Genomic DNA, 15979 nt, shown 5'->3' with positions numbered 1-15979 from the left:
TTGTCTTTTGTTCAACCATAAAAAATAAAAACGTAAGTTTTTCAGTGCCCTCCGCTTCAGCGCCGAGGGGCTCCCCGGCACGCCCGCGGAAAGCGAAGTGCCTGGAGCGCAAATCAACAGACATGTTGCAAAGCCTATATATTAATAATATTATAATAAATTAACACGGTGAATGGTTATAGTTATTGTAGAAAATAAGAGGCTGTCGAAAGTTTCTCGACAGCCTGAGCACTCAGAGGAGTGTTTTTTCTATTTTGTATGGAAATATTTATTAAACAACAAATTTATCTTAAAAAACAAATAACTATACAATCTAAATCATTCAAGTTAAAATGGCTTTAAGCATACAATTCCAATAAGAAAGGTGGGGATTTTGTTGGCAGATAAGATTTTATCGATTCCGCGGCCTCTAGTTAGAACAAATCAATCCATTATAGTTCTAAGTGTGATGTTAACATGGGTGTCAGGGCTAGAGTGGTATTTATTAGTTCCGTTGATTGCTGGGCTTACGGGGATTATCTTTGGTTATAATCCAATTATGCAGATTCGAAAACAATTCTTAAGGAAGGACCCAAAGTCCTACATTCCGGAAGATTGGGAACAGCAGCAATTTAATCAGAAGATTTCAGTGGCATGTCTTGGAATAGGCTTCCTTAGCTTTATTCTTGGTTGGAACACGGTTGGTTATATTTTCACTGCACTTGTTGCAGTCGCCGCTTTTGTAGCCATTTTGGGTTTTTGTATTGGTTGTTTCATTCATTTTCAATGGAAACAATATAAATATAGACGAACAATCGGATAAATACAAAAGATTTTTTAATATCTAAATAGATTCAATCTTTATATAGAAGTTCTTTAAAAGACAGTGAATTTTAATATGTTCACTGTCTTTTGCATACATTAAGATGTATAAAAATTGTATAATCTACCATTCTATTTTGTAAGCGTTTTCAAAAAAATGGGCAATTATTTTCAATAAAAACAGAAAATTAAGCTGTTTTTTTATTGAATAATTATATATATGTATGTATAATAATTCATTATGAATGACACTTAGGAGTTGGGTAAATTGAAGGCTGCAATTATTGGTGGTACCGGTTATGGATCAATTGAATTAGTGAGGTTAATCAATAAACACCCTTATTTGGAGATTGGTTCAGTTATTTCAAACTCACAATCAGGGTCAAACTTTAGCGGAATTTATCCACATCTTTCTGAGATTGTTGATCAACCTCTTGAAACCTTTGATGTTGATAGATTGTCTGAAAAGAATGATATTGTATTTTTTGCAACCCCATCAGGTGTGAGCAGCAAACTTTTGCCACAACTAGTTGATAGAGGGATTAAAAGTATAGATTTATCCGGTGATTTCCGGCTAAGGTCTGCTGAAGAATTCGAAACTTGGTATAAACATTCACCTGCTGAGGAGAAATATTTAAACCAAGCAACCTATGGTTTGAGCGAAATTTATCCAGACCAAATAAAGCCGGCCAAATTAATAGCCAATCCGGGCTGTTATCCGACTGCGACCACACTCGGTCTTATTCCGATATTAAAAACAAATTTGGCTGATGAAAAGTCGATTATCATTGATGCAAAATCTGGTGTTTCTGGCGCTGGAAGAGGACTTTCCTTAACAGCCCATTATTCGGAAATCAATGAAAACTTAAAAGCTTATAAACTAGGAGCACATCAACATATTCCGGAAATTGAGCAAGTACTTTCAGATGAGAGCGGTAATCCAATTACCATTTCATTTACTACCCATCTTGTTCCAATGACAAGGGGAATCATGTGCACGATGTACTTGAATCTAACAGAAGAAATTTCATCAAAAAAAATTATAGATTTATATAAACAATTTTATCAAGATTCTCATTTTATAAGAGTGCGGCCAGAAGGAAATGTACCATCAACAAAAGAGGTACTCGGTTCAAATTATTGCGATATCGGCCTGCATGTTGACGAAAGAACAAACCGCCTGACCATCATTTCAGTTATCGATAATTTAGTTAAAGGGGCTGCCGGGCAGGCCATCCAAAATGTGAATTTGATGAATGGCTGGGATGAGCGAACAGGACTTACAGACATTCCAATGTATCCATGAGTAAAACTACTACCTTTTATGTATAGAACGAAGGGAAATTTGAAGGGGGAAATTAAATTGACACAAGCTACATCAACAAATGAAATCGTAATTATAGAAGAAGGTAGTGTGACCTTACCTAAAGGATACAAAGCAGGCGGCATGCATTGTGGAATAAAAAGAAAGAGACTTGATCTGGGATATATCGTTTCAGAAGTTCCTGCAACAACTGCGGGAGTGTATACAACCAACACCTTTCAAGCAGCTCCATTGTTAGTTACCCAGGAAAGTATCGCAAAAGAAAATAAGATTCAAGCAATTATCGTAAACTCTGGGAATGCCAATGCCTGTACAGGAGAGCAAGGTTTACTTGATGCATTCGCTATGCAAAAGGGCTTTGCAAGCCAACTGGGAATACAAGACCATCTCGTAGCGGTTACTTCAACGGGAGTGATCGGGGAACTACTGCCGATGGATAAAGTAAATGCAGGGATAAAACAAATCCTAAATAAAGATAATGAAAATGAAAATAATTTTATGAATGCTATCCTAACAACTGACACTTGTATCAAACATTTAGCAGTGCAAATGAAAATCGATGGAAAAACAGTTTCCATTGGCGGTACCTCAAAGGGTTCTGGAATGATTCACCCTAACATGGCTACCATGCTTGGATTTGTAACAACAGATGCAAACATTGCCCAAGAAGACCTGCTTGGAGCATTGAGAGATATAACTAATCAAACTTTCAATATGATTACGGTTGATGGTGATACAAGTACGAACGATATGGTCTTAGTTATGGCAAATGGCTTGGCTGATAATGAACCACTAACTAAAGATCACCCTGAATGGAATATTTTTAAACAAGGGTTAAAAATCGTTTGTGAGTCACTTGCTAAAAAAATTGCAAGAGATGGTGAAGGTGCTACAAAACTAGTAGAAGTTCAAGTAAATGGTGCCTACAGTCAAAACGCAGCAAGTGCAGTCGGTAAAGCGATTATTTCATCCAACCTAGTTAAAACTGCAATTTATGGAACGGATCCAAACTGGGGAAGAATTGTTACTGCAATTGGCTACAGTGGTGTACCAGTTGAACCTAACGCAATTAAGGTGGCAATTGGACCATTTACAGTATTCGAAAATGGACTTCCGAGCAACTTTGTTGAGGAAGAAGTGAAGGAATACTTAGAGTCGGAAAATGTTAAATTAAGTGTTGAATTAAATCAAGGTAAATATAACGCTACAGCCTGGGGATGCGATTTAACTTATGATTATGTGAAAATCAACGCATCTTACCGCACATAAGGGAGGACCTGAAAATGAAATATATAGTCATTAAGTGCGGCGGAAGTGTGTTAGATAATCTCCCAAGATCCTTTTATGAAGATATTGTTTCACTTCATGAATCTGGTGAATGGATACCGATCATCGTTCATGGCGGCGGTCCACTAATCACATCGTTATTAAAAAATCTAAACGTCGAAACCACCTTCGTGAATGGTCTTAGAGTAACCAATCACGAAGTGTTAGATATAGTGGAAATGGTATTAAGCGGTTCAGTTAACAAACAAGTTGTTCGGAACATTATCGAAGTTGGGGGAAAGGCCATTGGCGTAAGTGGCGTGGATGGTTGCCTTTTACAAGCTGAACCAACTAAAAATGCAGATAAATTAGGATTTGTTGGGGAAGTAATTGGTGTTAACCACGAAGTAATCGAGGGAATCATTGCCCAAGGAAATGTTCCTGTAATTTCTCCAGTCGGCATCGATGCAGGTGGACAACGATATAACATTAATGGTGATATCGCTGCCTCAGCTATAGCCAAAGCTTTAGGAGCAAACCTATGTTTTATCAGTGATATCCCTGGAATCCTAGTTGAGAAAAATGGTGCTAAGACAAAACTTGATAAAGTTTCAAAGGCAACAATCGAGGAACTGATAAATAATAAGACTATTTATGGGGGAATGATTCCCAAAGTAAAAGCCGCAATTGATGGTCTTGTCCACAAAATACCCGAAGTGGGTATCATCAATGGCTCTGAAAAAAGTAGCTTAATAGATTATACAAATGGTAAAATGACTGGCACAAAAATTGTCTTAGAAGAGGGGATCGCGTAATGTCAATCAATAATTCAATCTCCCTAGCCTCGCCAGTGATGGCAACATACAGTCGATTCCCTGTTACTGTCGTTAAAGGGAAGGGAAGCTATGTTTGGGATGAAAAGGGTACTCAGTATTTAGATTTCACTTCCGGTATAGCGACCTGTAACCTAGGGCATGTGCCTGATGTCGTAAAAGAAGCACTTGAGGAGCAATTACAGAATCTTTGGCACTGTTCAAACCTCTATAACATACCGAATCAGCAGCAATTGGCCGCTCTTCTTACCGCCAATAGTTGCGGGGACCAAGTTTTCTTTTGTAACAGTGGGGCGGAAGCAAATGAGGCAGCGATCAAGTTAGCTAGAAGGTATGCCAACAAAGTGAAGGGGAAGGAATCACCTGAAATAGTAACATTTCAGCAATCCTTTCATGGTAGAACGCTAGCCACCTTATCGGCAACAGGACAAGAAAAAATTCAGCAAGGATTTTTTCCATTAGTATCCGGGTTTAATTATCTTCCTTTTAATGATGAAGAAGCACTTGAACTGCTCTATACACTCGAGCCTGCAGCCGTTCTCCTTGAGCTTGTTCAAGGCGAAGGTGGAGTAATCCCAGCGAACCAAGAATGGGTTAGTAAACTTGCAAAGATTTGCCAAGAAAGAGAAATCCTCCTGATGGTGGACGAAATCCAAACAGGGATCGGTAGAACGGGCACACTGTTTGCATATGAACAATACGGTATAGAGCCCGATGTCATTAGCATTGCAAAGGGACTTGGTTCAGGTTTTCCAATTGGAGCAATTATCGCAAAAGAAGAAGCCGCAAAAGGATTTGACCCAGGAAGCCACGGCAGTACTTTTGGAGGAAATCCATTAGCAACAGTAGCAGGACTCGCGACTGTTACACATATTACTGAAAGTAATTTATTAAATAACGCCAACGAAATTTCAGGGTACTTAGATAAAAAGTTACAAGAACTGAAGGAAAAGTACTCTTTTATAAAAGATATCCGCGGACTCGGCCTATTAAAGGGAATGGTCGTCGAAACGAATGCTTTAGGAATTGTTCAAAAGGCAATCGAAAACCATCTTCTTATCTTAACAGCCGGACCAAATGTAGTGAGAATTTTACCTCCGTTAACAGTAACAAAGGAAGAAATAAATGAATTTATTAAAGCATTGGAAATAACTTTCCAAGGTATTGAGAAAGGCGAGTGAGTATGTTGCAGAATGGATACCTTACTTTGGAAACGGGAGAAGTATTTGAAGGGGTACTAATTGGTGCCGAAAAAGAGTCTCTAGGAGAAGTGGTTTTTAATACAAGCATGACTGGGTATCAAGAGATTATCACCGATCCATCATACGCAGGACAAATCATTACCTTCTGTTATCCCATTATCGGTAATTATGGGGTTAACGCAATCGATGATGAGAGCATCACACCAGCATTATCAGGGGTGATTATCGGTGATTTATGTGAAACACCGAGCCATTATCAATCCGTAAATAAATTCTCTGAAAAACTAAAGCAGGCAGGAGTTCCTGGGATTGCAGGAATTGATACGCGTCTTTTAGTAAAAACTATTCGCAGCCGTGGGACGGTAAAAGGGTATTTAAGCCAGTCCAAGAATGGCGAAATATCAGCACCAGAAAAATCTTCATTTTGGGTGGAGAAAGTATCAACTAAAAAAATACAATATTTCAAAAACCAAGGGCCACATGTGGTGCTCATGGATTATGGATTTAAAAAGTCGATTCTCAACGCCCTGCTAGATGAAAACTGTGCGGTAACAATTGTTCCATACAATACTCCTTATGAAAAAATAAAGGCCTTGAATCCAGATGGTGTCCTGTTCAGTAATGGACCTGGGGACCCAATGGAATTAAAAAAATGGTTTCCAGAAATAAAAAAAATAAGTCAGAACTATCCTACACTGGGCATTTGTCTTGGGCATCAATTAATCGCCCTTGCATATGGGGCTAAAACAGAAAAACTAGCCTATGGGCATCGCGGTGGTAATCATCCAGTTAAGGAACTTACGACTGGAAAAGTGAAAATCACAGCACAAAATCATGGCTATGTTGTAGTTGACGAAAGTATTGACAACAAGGAATTCGATGTCACCTACCGAAACGTAAATGACCGTTCGATTGAGGGGCTAATGCATAAGAACCATCAGATACAAACCGTGCAATTTCATCCTGAAGCCCATCCAGGACCAAGCGATACAGAATATATTTTAAAAAATTTCGTAACTCAGATAGCTTCTATGGGAGAGACTGTTTATGCCATTAAATAAAAGTTTAAAAAAGGTATTAGTGATTGGATCAGGTCCAATTGTTATTGGGCAGGCTGCAGAATTTGATTATGCAGGTACACAGGCATGTATAGCCTTGAAAGAAGAAGGAATTGAAGTTGTTTTAATTAATAATAACCCGGCCACCATCATGACAGATGAAGCCGTTGCCGATAAGGTATATATTGAACCGCTTAACGTTGAAACCATTGAAAAAATCATCAAGAAAGAAAAACCAGATGGAATTATTGGTACACTAGGCGGCCAAACGGGTCTGAATTTAACTGTGCAGCTTTACGAACAAAATATTTTAGAAAAATACAATGTTGAATTATTAGGAACATCTGTTGAGTCTATCAAAAATGGTGAGGACAGAGAAAAGTTCCGTAACTTGATGCTTGAAATTGGTGAACCAATTCCAGAGTCCGCGATTATTCACAGCTTTGAGGAAGGCGTGTCCTTTGTAAAGGAAATTGGATTTCCAGTCATCATTCGCCCTGCGTATACACTTGGAGGGGATGGAGGCGGCTTTGCTTATAATGATGAAGAACTTGAAACTGTTCTAAAAAAAGGCTTAGCAGCAAGTCCGATTCAGCAGGTGTTGGTAGAAAGAAGTATCAAAGGCTGGAAAGAAATTGAGTATGAAGTCATGAGAGACGACAATGACACCTGCATCATCGTTTGCAATATGGAAAATATGGATCCAGTCGGTGTTCATACCGGGGATTCCATTGTCGTTGCTCCGTCGCAAACATTAACAGATGTCCAATATCAAATGCTTCGTGATTCTTCTATAAAAGTTATTAAAGAATTAAAGATTATCGGTGGTTGTAACATCCAGTTTGCTCTTCATCCGGCATCGAATCAGTATTACATTATCGAAGTAAATCCAAGGGTGAGCCGTTCTTCTGCACTTGCATCTAAAGCGACTGGTTATCCCATTGCCAGGATGGCAGCAAAGTGTGCGATTGGGTATCATTTGGATGAGATTGTGAATCCGATAACAGGTAATACCTTTGCATCATTTGAGCCAGCGATTGATTATATTGTGGTAAAACTACCTCGCTTTCCTTTTGACAAATTCCCTGAAGCGGACCGGACCTTAGGAACGCAAATGAAGGCAACTGGGGAAGTCATGGCGATTGATCGGACATTTGAAGGTGCCTTAAACAAAGCCATTCGCTCGATGGAAATGAATGTTTATGGACTTTGCCTCGAGGGAAATAAATTAATTGATGAAAAGAACTTGCTTGAACTTCTTAAACAGGCAAATGATCAGCGATTATTCATCATTGCAGAATCGTTTAGAAGAGGGATCTCACTTGAAAATGTTCGGCAGTTGACCGAGATTGATCCATGGTTTTTACACAAAATTAGCTCAATCGTTACGTTAGAAACGGAATTAGCTTCCTATAATTGGAGCGATGTTCCAGTTTCTTTGCTTAAGGTAGCAAAGCGGAATAATATTTCCGACAAGCTCTTATCTCAAATATATGCTATTCCTGAAAAGCGGGTAAGAAGCAAGTGGAAAGAACTCAACTGGAAACCTGGTTATAAAATGGTTGATACCTGTTCAGCTGAGTTTGATGCTGTTACACCTTACTATTATTCAACCTGGCACGGGTTTGATGAAGTTGAAGTGACGAGCAAGAAAAAGATTCTTGTCATTGGCTCTGGCCCAATTCGAATCGGCCAAGGGATTGAATTTGATTACTGTTCAGTGCACGCAGCAAATGCGATCAAGAAAAAGGGCTTTGAAGCGGTTGTTATCAATAACAACCCTGAGACTGTTAGTACCGATTATTCGATTGCAGACCGCCTTTATTTTGAACCACTCGCAGCAGAGGATGTACTTCATGTCATCGAAAAAGAACAGGTGGAAGGTGTATTGATTCAGTTCGGCGGCCAAACAGCCATAAATCTAGCCCATGATTTGGAAGAAGAAGGGATCAAAATTTTAGGTACTACGGTAAAAAATGTTGATCGCTTAGAAGATCGTAAAGAATTTTACCAGTTGCTTGAAGACTTAAACATTCCGCATATAGAGGGTCAAACCGTTTCGCATTCTGACGAATTAATAGAAGCAGCCACTAAACTTGGTTATCCAGTCCTTGTTCGCCCATCCTATGTCATTGGCGGCCAATCAATGTTTACTATTTTTTCAGAAGCGGAATTGAGCCAGTATATACTGCAACTCGAGAAAAATTCGCAAGCAACGATGTGGCCATTATTAGTAGATAAATATTTACCTGGATTAGAGTGCGAGATTGATGTCATATGTGATGGGGAAAATATCGTCGTCCCAGGTATCTTTGAACATATAGAAAAAGCTGGGGTCCATTCAGGGGATAGCATCTCGGTCTTCCCGCCGATTTCACTGTCAGAGAAAATTAAAGAAACGTTAATAGATTATGCAGAAAAAATTGCAAATTCAGCACCAGTTATTGGAATCATGAACATTCAATTTGTTATCTATGAAGGCCAGGTTAATGTGCTTGAAGTCAATCCGCGTTCTTCTAGAACAGTGCCAATCATGAGTAAGGTCACAGGAATTCCGATGATTGAATGGGCGACACGCGTTCAATTAGGAGAGACCCTCTCAGATCTATGTTCAACAAAGGGACTAATGGATGAGCCATCCTATTTTTCAGTAAAAACACCTGTATTTTCATCGAGTAAGCTAAAAGGTGTTGACCATGTGCTAGGACCAGAAATGAAATCAACCGGTGAAGCGCTTGGCATGGGAGTAACCTATCAAGAGGCACTTGAAAAGTCTATTCCTACTCTTGGCGGGCAAAAAGGTGAAAATTATATTTTTTGTTCTATTTCTGATCGAGATAAGCAAGCATCTCTTCCTATCATTCAAGAACTTGTAAGAAAACAGTACAAGATTGTTGCTACCGAGGGGACTGCTTCATATTTCCAAAACCATGGAATTGATGTTAAAAAAGTGATTAAGGACGATGCAGAAGTCATTGAACTTTTCCGAAAACAGTCCATGAAGGCTGTCATAAATATACCGAATCAAGGACGAAATAAAATTAAATTTGGTTTCCAGATTCGCGAGCATGCTGTACGCTACAAGGTACCAGTATTTACACACTTAGATACAATTGAAGCGATAATCGGCCTGGAAAAAGGATCTCAATCCGATTCTGAGGTTCGATCTATGAATGAATATTACAAGTTGGAAGAGAGAGGTGCCGTTCATGGGTGAGGCCATTAAATTAAATGAAATTAGTAATATAAATAAGCCGAAACTTAAAGGAAAGGGATTTTTACAGCTTTCCGATTTTAGTACAGATGAAATCCTCTATCTTCTAAACGAGGCGATAGAGATGAAAAAGCTTCAAAAACAAGGGAAACCGCATCCGTATTTAAGCGGGAAGGTTTTAGGGATGATTTTTGAAAAATCATCCACCCGTACAAGGGTATCATTTGAGGTAGGGATGTTGCAGTTAGGCGGTCATGCAATATTCTTAAGTTCAAAGGATATCCAGCTTGGAAGAGGAGAGAGTATTTCTGATACCGCAAAAGTGTTGTCTCGCTATGTGGACGGATTAATGATTCGAACGTTTTCACACGATTCAGTCGAAGAATTAGCTGAGCATGCAACAGTACCAGTTATTAATGGTTTAACTGACCTGCAGCACCCTACCCAAGTGTTAGCGGACCTTTTAACGATTCTTGAGCATAAAGGGAAACTGTCCGGTTTAAAGATGTGCTATATTGGGGACGGCAATAACAATATGGCTCATTCTTTAATGGAAGGCGCGATGAAGGTTGGAATGGATATTAGCATTGCCAGTCCACCTGGATATTTGCCTGATGGAGAAATAACAGAGAAGGCAATTAAAGTTGGAAACCAAACTGGATGTAAGCTCGTGATTACAAATAATCCTCTAGAAGCTGTTAAAGATGCAGATGTCATCATAACAGATGTCTGGACCAGTATGGGGCAGGAAGAAGAAACTTCAAAAAGACTCGAGGCATTCCATGGATTTCAGGTAAATAATGAACTTTGTAAGAATGCAAAGGAGGACTATATCTTTTTGCATTGCTTGCCTGCCCATCGAGGCGAAGAAGTTACAGCAGAGCTCATCGATGGTCCTCATTCAGTGGTTTTTGATGAAGCGGAGAACCGTCTTCATGCCCAGAAAGCAATTTTAAAACTTTTACTAGCATAATGGTTTCTTTTCTATGAGACTTGTTGTATAATAATTCTATCGGGTGAATAAAAATACACAGACGGTAAGAGGAGAATAAAAACAATGACAAAAGAAAAAATCATTCTAGCCTACTCAGGCGGTTTAGATACATCAGTTTCAGTAAAATGGATTCAAGAAAAATATGGCTACGATGTGATTGCATTAGGCCTAGATGTCGGTGAAGGAAAAGACTTAGAAGCCATCAAAAATAAGGCACTGAATGTCGGAGCCATTAAAGCCTATATGATCGATGCTAAAGAATTATTAGCAAAGGAATATATTTTACCAGCATTAAAAGCTAATTGCTTATATGAAGGAAAATATCCATTATCTTCAGCTTTATCTAGACCGCTTATTTCAAAACTATTAGTAGAGGTAGCAGAAAAAGAGGGCGCCACTGCTGTTGCTCATGGCTGCACAGGTAAAGGAAACGACCAGGTACGTTTTGAAGTTTCGATCCAAGCATTGAACCCAAGTTTAAAAGTTGTTGCCCCTGTTCGTGAATGGGGAATGACACGTGACGAAGAAATCAAATATGCTGAGGAGAACGGAATTCCAATCCCAGTCGATTTAGATAATCCATTTTCAATTGATGCCAATATCTGGGGCCGTGCTTGTGAGGCTGGTGTTCTGGAAGATCCATGGGCTGAGGCGCCAGAAGCAGCCTTTGATTGGACGAATCCAATTGAACTAACACCAGATGCAGCAGAGTATGTTGAAATCGAATTTGAACAGGGGGTACCTGTTGCCATTAATGGTGAGAAGCTCCCGCTTGTTCAATTAATTGAAACCTTAAATGAACTTGGCGGCAAGCACGGTGTTGGCCGTATTGATCATATTGAGAATAGATTAGTAGGAATTAAATCTCGTGAAGTGTACGAAAATCCTGCTGCGCTAATTTTAATCAATGCCCATAAAGAATTAGAGTTTTTAACTCTAACTCGTGAGGTTACACAATTTAAGACACAGGTTGAACAGCAAATGGCTAAGATCATTTACGAAGGACTTTGGTATTCTCCTATAAAACCAGCACTTGATGCATTTATTGATGAAACTCAAAAGAACGTTTCTGGAACAATTCGTGTCAAGCTTCATAAAGGTAATCATACGGTTGTTGGCAGAAAGTCTCCTTACAGCTTATACAATGAGGAACTAGCAACATATTCAAAAGGCGATGCATTTGATCATAATGCCGCAGTTGGATTTATTAAGATTTGGGGTCTGCCAACAAAGGTCTATTCAGAAGTGAATAAAAAGGAATCAATTTTAAAATAATTCGGATTGCCCTCGAATCCTTTTTCGAGGGCTGTCTTGTTAGGTTAAGGGGGAGCAATCAATGTCTAAGTTATGGGGCGGCCGTTTTACGAAAGAAACGAATAAGCTAGTTGAGGAATTTACAGCCTCAATTACTTTTGACCAAAAGCTAGCTAAGGAGGATATCGCAGGAAGTCTTGCCCATGTGCAAATGCTGGGTGAGTGCGGTATTATTCCAATGGAGGATGCTATAAAGATTAAGGACGGACTACTCTCCATCAAGAAAATGGTCGACGATAACGCGGTAGAGTTTTTAGTTGAAGATGAAGATATCCATATGAATATCGAAAAGTTATTGATAGAAAAAATTGGTCCGGTGGGAGGAAAGCTCCATACAGGGAGAAGCCGTAATGATCAGGTGGCCACCGACATGCACCTATACTTAAGAACGAAAACAACTGAGCTGATTAAATTAATAGAAGATGTCCAGCAGGCATTAATTGAGCAGGCGAAAGAGAATGTCCAAACGTTAATTCCTGGGTATACTCACCTGCAGCGTGCCCAGCCTGTATCCTTTGCCCATCATTTAATGGCTTATTTTTGGATGTTTGAACGTGATAAAGAGAGATTGATTGATAGTTTGAAGCGTATCAATTGGCTGCCTCTTGGTTCAGGAGCATTGGCAGGAACGACGTTTCCGATCAACCGTGAACGTGTCGCGGAACTGTTAGGTTTTGAAACGGTTTATCCTAATAGTATGGATGCTGTCAGTGATCGCGACTTTATCCTTGAGTTTTTATCGATTGGTTCAATAATCATGACCCATATTTCCAGATTATCCGAAGAGCTTGTCATTTGGTCGAGCCAGGAGTTTCAGTTCGTCGAGTTGGATGATTCGTTTTGCACAGGTTCAAGTATTATGCCGCAAAAGAAAAATCCAGACGTACCTGAGCTGCTACGTGGAAAAACCGGACGGACATATGGTAATTTAATCGGACTGCTCACCGTCCTTAAAGGTCTGCCACTCGCTTATAACAAGGATTTACAGGAAGATAAGGAAGGCATGTTTGATACGGTTGAAACGCTTGAAGGTTCCTTAATGTTATTAGCACCGATGATTGAAACGATGACAGTAAATAAAGACGTGATGCGTAAGGCCATTAACAATGACTTTTCTAATGCCACAGATATTGCTGATTACTTGGTAAGAAAAGGTCTGCCCTTCCGTGATGCGCATGAAGTTATCGGAAAAATTGTTTTATATGCGATTCAGTCTAACAAATTTTTGCTAGATTTGAGCTTCGAGGAATATCAGGGCTTTAGTCCATTATTTGAGGAAGATATTTATGTTGTATTGGCTCCTGAGCATGTTGTTGGTGTCCGAAATAGCTTTGGGGGAACGGCTCCAGAGCAAGTGGAAAAGCAAATCAAGCTTGCAGAGGGAAAACTAGAGCAATAAATATAATTTTTTTCAAAGCCTGCCATTTGGCGGGCTTTTAGTTTTTAAAATTTGTATTAAATACTAAAATATTAGATAATTTTCCCATGGGAATTATACCTAATGACAGGAGGAAAAAATGATGAAAATTCGTGTGTCTGCCGTTCAGTACCAACTACATACCATTCAATCCTTCGAGGAATTTACCTCACAATGTGAGCACTACATAAAAACTGCTGAGGAATTTGGGGCAGAGTTTGTCTTATTTCCAGAGTTCTTTACAACTCAACTACTTTCAATAGGTAATGGTCAAGGCAAGAACCTGACAATTAATGACCTGCCAAGTTATACCCAACAATATCTAGAACTGTTTTCAAATTTTGCACAAAAAAAGAACATACATATTATTGCGGGAACACATGTGATTGAAAGGGATGGCAAGTTGTATAATACAGCACATTTATTTTATCCAGATGGAAGAATTGGTGAGCAGGCCAAACTCCATATTACACCGACTGAAGTAAATGAATGGAATATGGCACCTGGGGATTCATTTCAGATATTTGAAACAGAAAAAGGGAAAATCGCCCTCCTTACTTGTTATGATATTGAATTTCCAGAAATTGTACGTATGGCAAAGGCCAAAGGTGCCGATGTGATTTTCTGTCCATCATGCACAGATGACCGTCATGGTTTTCATCGTGTTCGTTATACCAGCCATGCTCGTGCAGTTGAAAACCAAGTATATGTCGTCTTAACGGGAACTGTCGGTTCACTGCCGACTGTTGATTTTATGCGCGCTAATTTTGGCCAGGCGGCAATCATTACTCCTAACGATATACCATTTCCACCAAAAGGAATCTTGGTGGAAGGGGAAATCAATAATGACATGATTGTGACGGCTGACCTAGATTTAAACTTGTTATATGAAGTTAGAGAACGTGGTTCCGTTACAACCTGGCGTGATCGAAGAACGGATCTTTACACAGATTGGGAAAAATAAACTGAAGGGGTGGGTATAGAATGTATCAAAGTGAATTTTACGTCTATGACCAAGAGAGGCCTGTGCCAGTTATCATTCGCAATTATTCAAAAGTGGATTTTGGCGATCTTATCAAGATTCAATCCGAGTGCTTCCCACCTCCTTTTCCTTCAGAATTATGGTGGAATAAAGAGCAATTAACAAACCATGTGAACATGTTTCCAGAAGGTGCATTGTGTGTTGAAGTAGATGGTGAATTAGCTGGGTCAATTACCGGCTTAACTATCGACTTTGATCCTAGCGATAAAAACCATTCGTGGGAAGAAATCACTGACCATGGATATATACGGAACAATAATCCAAATGGGAATACCTTGTATATTGTTGATATTAGTGTTCGTCCAAAGTACCGCAAACTAGGGCTTGGTAAATTGATGATGCAGTCTATGTACCATGTTGTGATAGAAAAAGAGTTATATCGATTACTTGGCGGGGGCAGAATGCCTGGATATCATAAAAAAGCTGATATCATGACACCAGGACAATATTTAGATGCAACTATTAAAGGGGAAGTTCAAGATCCTGTTATCACTTTCTTGCTGCATTGTGGTCGTGTGCCAATAGGGATTATTGAAAATTATCTCGAGGATGAAGAATCCTGCAATTATGCTGCATTAATGGAATGGAAAAACCCTTTTAGATGAGTGAGAGGAATGAATCATAATGGAATATATTAGAATAACCAGTATAGAAGACCCTAATTTTAAAAAGCTTCATAACTTAATGGGAGAAATTTTTCCTGCAGAAGAAGTATTAGAATATGAGCTATGGAAAGAGCCATTAGAAGATCCGAGTATTCGCGTGTTTGTTGCTGTCGATGGAGACGAAGTTACAGGAGCAACTGAATATCGTTATTGTCCGGATTGGAATATTGCTATGACAGATTTTACAATCATCAGTAAACCAGGCTTAAGCCTTGGCCGTTTTTTAGCGCAAAACCGTTTAACGGATTTACAACAATTAGCTAAAGAAAATGGTAACGAGCTATTCGGGATGTTTGCAGAAATATACGATCCGTACCGGGTTGAACATCACGAATTTGGTGGAGTAAAGGTTATGGATCCATATGTCCGACGTGAGGTTCTATCCCATATGGGTTATAAACGCATTGATTTTTCATATGTTCATCCTTCCTGGAAAAACAATGGGGAAGCTGTAGCAGGTCTAGATTTATGTTTCATGCCAATTCAAGATGAAGGACTTAATTCACTACCAGCAGACCTGGTAAAGGATTTTCTGACGACATACTATTCAATTCTTTCAAATAAGCCGAAGGAATGGCTCGAAATGATAGATCGACTGGGGAAAAAGGAATTTGTCTCCCTATTACCACTTTAATAAAAAGAAATTTCAAATAATATTGACAACTACCTTGGAATCAACTAGAATTCTCTTTATAACTTTGAAATTTAATGAAAAACTAACTAAATAAAACTCTTATCCAGAGCGGCGGAGGGACTAGGCCCGATGAAGCCCGGCAACCATCAAGGTAATTCTTGAAAAGGTGCTAATTCCTGCAGGTTATTTTTAACCTGACAGATAAGAGGAGGAAA

Annotated in this window: 13 protein-coding genes and 1 riboswitch; all 13 genes read left to right on the top strand. The window is 39.2% G+C overall.

Translation table 11 applies throughout. The features are described from left to right. The first annotated feature begins 376 nt into the window (after nucleotides 1–376). The 13 genes from J7E66_RS04340 to J7E66_RS04280 all read left to right on the top strand — a co-directional run bounded on the left by J7E66_RS04340 (nucleotide 377) and on the right by J7E66_RS04280 (nucleotide 15764). The gene (locus J7E66_RS04340) at nucleotides 377–802 is read left to right on the top strand and encodes a DUF4395 domain-containing protein (RefSeq protein ID WP_214998194.1); all 426 of its coding nucleotides are present in this window, start codon (nucleotides 377–379) and stop codon (nucleotides 800–802) included. Between the two features lie 267 nt (nucleotides 803–1069). After that, the gene (argC, locus tag J7E66_RS04335; protein ID WP_214998193.1) at nucleotides 1070–2107 is read left to right on the top strand and encodes an N-acetyl-gamma-glutamyl-phosphate reductase; all 1038 of its coding nucleotides are present in this window, start codon (nucleotides 1070–1072) and stop codon (nucleotides 2105–2107) included. Nucleotides 2108–2125: 18 nt separating this feature from the next. Continuing rightward, a complete protein-coding gene (gene argJ, locus J7E66_RS04330) occupies nucleotides 2126–3394 on the top strand; it encodes a bifunctional glutamate N-acetyltransferase/amino-acid acetyltransferase ArgJ (RefSeq protein ID WP_214998192.1) in 1269 nt (422 codons plus the stop codon). A gap of 14 nt (nucleotides 3395–3408) precedes the next feature. Beyond that, nucleotides 3409–4206, top strand: a complete 798-nt coding sequence (argB, locus tag J7E66_RS04325) for an acetylglutamate kinase (protein ID WP_214998191.1) — start codon at nucleotides 3409–3411, stop codon at nucleotides 4204–4206. Beyond that, the gene (locus J7E66_RS04320; protein ID WP_214998190.1) at nucleotides 4206–5405 is read left to right on the top strand and encodes an acetylornithine transaminase; all 1200 of its coding nucleotides are present in this window, start codon (nucleotides 4206–4208) and stop codon (nucleotides 5403–5405) included. The genes argB and J7E66_RS04320 overlap by 1 nt, the downstream gene beginning before the upstream one ends. 5 nt (nucleotides 5406–5410) lie before the next feature. After that, nucleotides 5411–6487, top strand: a complete 1077-nt coding sequence (locus J7E66_RS04315; RefSeq protein WP_214998196.1) for a carbamoyl phosphate synthase small subunit — start codon at nucleotides 5411–5413, stop codon at nucleotides 6485–6487. Further along, a complete protein-coding gene (gene carB, locus J7E66_RS04310) occupies nucleotides 6474–9701 on the top strand; it encodes a carbamoyl-phosphate synthase (glutamine-hydrolyzing) large subunit (RefSeq protein ID WP_214998189.1) in 3228 nt (1075 codons plus the stop codon). Before J7E66_RS04315 ends, carB begins: the two co-directional genes overlap by 14 nt. Further along, complete coding sequence (gene argF, locus J7E66_RS04305) at nucleotides 9694–10671, top strand: ornithine carbamoyltransferase (RefSeq protein ID WP_214998188.1); 978 nt, start codon at nucleotides 9694–9696, stop codon at nucleotides 10669–10671. Before carB ends, argF begins: the two co-directional genes overlap by 8 nt. An 84-nt stretch (nucleotides 10672–10755) precedes the next feature. Continuing rightward, nucleotides 10756–11967 (top strand): argininosuccinate synthase, encoded by a 1212-nt coding sequence (locus J7E66_RS04300; RefSeq protein ID WP_214998187.1) that lies wholly within the window; start codon nucleotides 10756–10758, stop codon nucleotides 11965–11967. Between the two features lie 61 nt (nucleotides 11968–12028). Beyond that, nucleotides 12029–13405, top strand: coding sequence for an argininosuccinate lyase (gene argH / locus J7E66_RS04295; RefSeq protein WP_088085851.1), 1377 nt, complete (start codon nucleotides 12029–12031; stop codon nucleotides 13403–13405). A gap of 121 nt (nucleotides 13406–13526) precedes the next feature. Next, nucleotides 13527–14387, top strand: a complete 861-nt coding sequence (locus tag J7E66_RS04290) for a carbon-nitrogen hydrolase family protein (RefSeq protein ID WP_214998195.1) — start codon at nucleotides 13527–13529, stop codon at nucleotides 14385–14387. A gap of 20 nt (nucleotides 14388–14407) precedes the next feature. After that, on the top strand, nucleotides 14408–15070 hold the full coding sequence (locus tag J7E66_RS04285; RefSeq protein WP_214998186.1) for a GNAT family N-acetyltransferase: 663 nt from the start codon (nucleotides 14408–14410) through the stop codon (nucleotides 15068–15070). Between the two features lie 19 nt (nucleotides 15071–15089). Then, nucleotides 15090–15764 carry a GNAT family N-acetyltransferase gene (locus J7E66_RS04280; protein ID WP_214998185.1) on the top strand — a complete coding sequence of 225 codons (675 nt, stop codon included), beginning with the start codon at nucleotides 15090–15092 and terminating at the stop codon, nucleotides 15762–15764. A gap of 96 nt (nucleotides 15765–15860) precedes the next feature. Continuing rightward, a riboswitch (SAM riboswitch) is annotated at nucleotides 15861–15972 on the top strand. Nucleotides 15973–15979 lie beyond the last annotated feature (7 nt).

Source organism: Bacillus sp. ISL-7, assembly GCF_018613065.1.
Note: the sequence above shows the minus strand (reverse complement) of the source record. Positions and strands in the feature narration are given on the sequence as shown.

Excerpts from the sequence above, each read along its gene's own strand:
- argJ (WP_214998192.1), top strand. The coding sequence starts at position 2,126 with ATGTATAGAACGAAGGGAAATTTGAAGGGGGAAATTAAATTGACACAA.
- argB (WP_214998191.1), top strand. The coding sequence starts at position 3,409 with ATGAAATATATAGTCATTAAGTGCGGCGGAAGTGTGTTAGATAATCTC.
- J7E66_RS04320 (WP_214998190.1), top strand. The coding sequence starts at position 4,206 with ATGTCAATCAATAATTCAATCTCCCTAGCCTCGCCAGTGATGGCAACA.
- carB (WP_214998189.1), top strand. The coding sequence starts at position 6,474 with ATGCCATTAAATAAAAGTTTAAAAAAGGTATTAGTGATTGGATCAGGT.
- argF (WP_214998188.1), top strand. The coding sequence starts at position 9,694 with ATGGGTGAGGCCATTAAATTAAATGAAATTAGTAATATAAATAAGCCG.
- J7E66_RS04300 (WP_214998187.1), top strand. The coding sequence starts at position 10,756 with ATGACAAAAGAAAAAATCATTCTAGCCTACTCAGGCGGTTTAGATACA.
- argH (WP_088085851.1), top strand. The coding sequence starts at position 12,029 with ATGTCTAAGTTATGGGGCGGCCGTTTTACGAAAGAAACGAATAAGCTA.
- J7E66_RS04290 (WP_214998195.1), top strand. The coding sequence starts at position 13,527 with ATGAAAATTCGTGTGTCTGCCGTTCAGTACCAACTACATACCATTCAA.
- J7E66_RS04285 (WP_214998186.1), top strand. The coding sequence starts at position 14,408 with ATGTATCAAAGTGAATTTTACGTCTATGACCAAGAGAGGCCTGTGCCA.
- J7E66_RS04280 (WP_214998185.1), top strand. The coding sequence starts at position 15,090 with ATGGAATATATTAGAATAACCAGTATAGAAGACCCTAATTTTAAAAAG.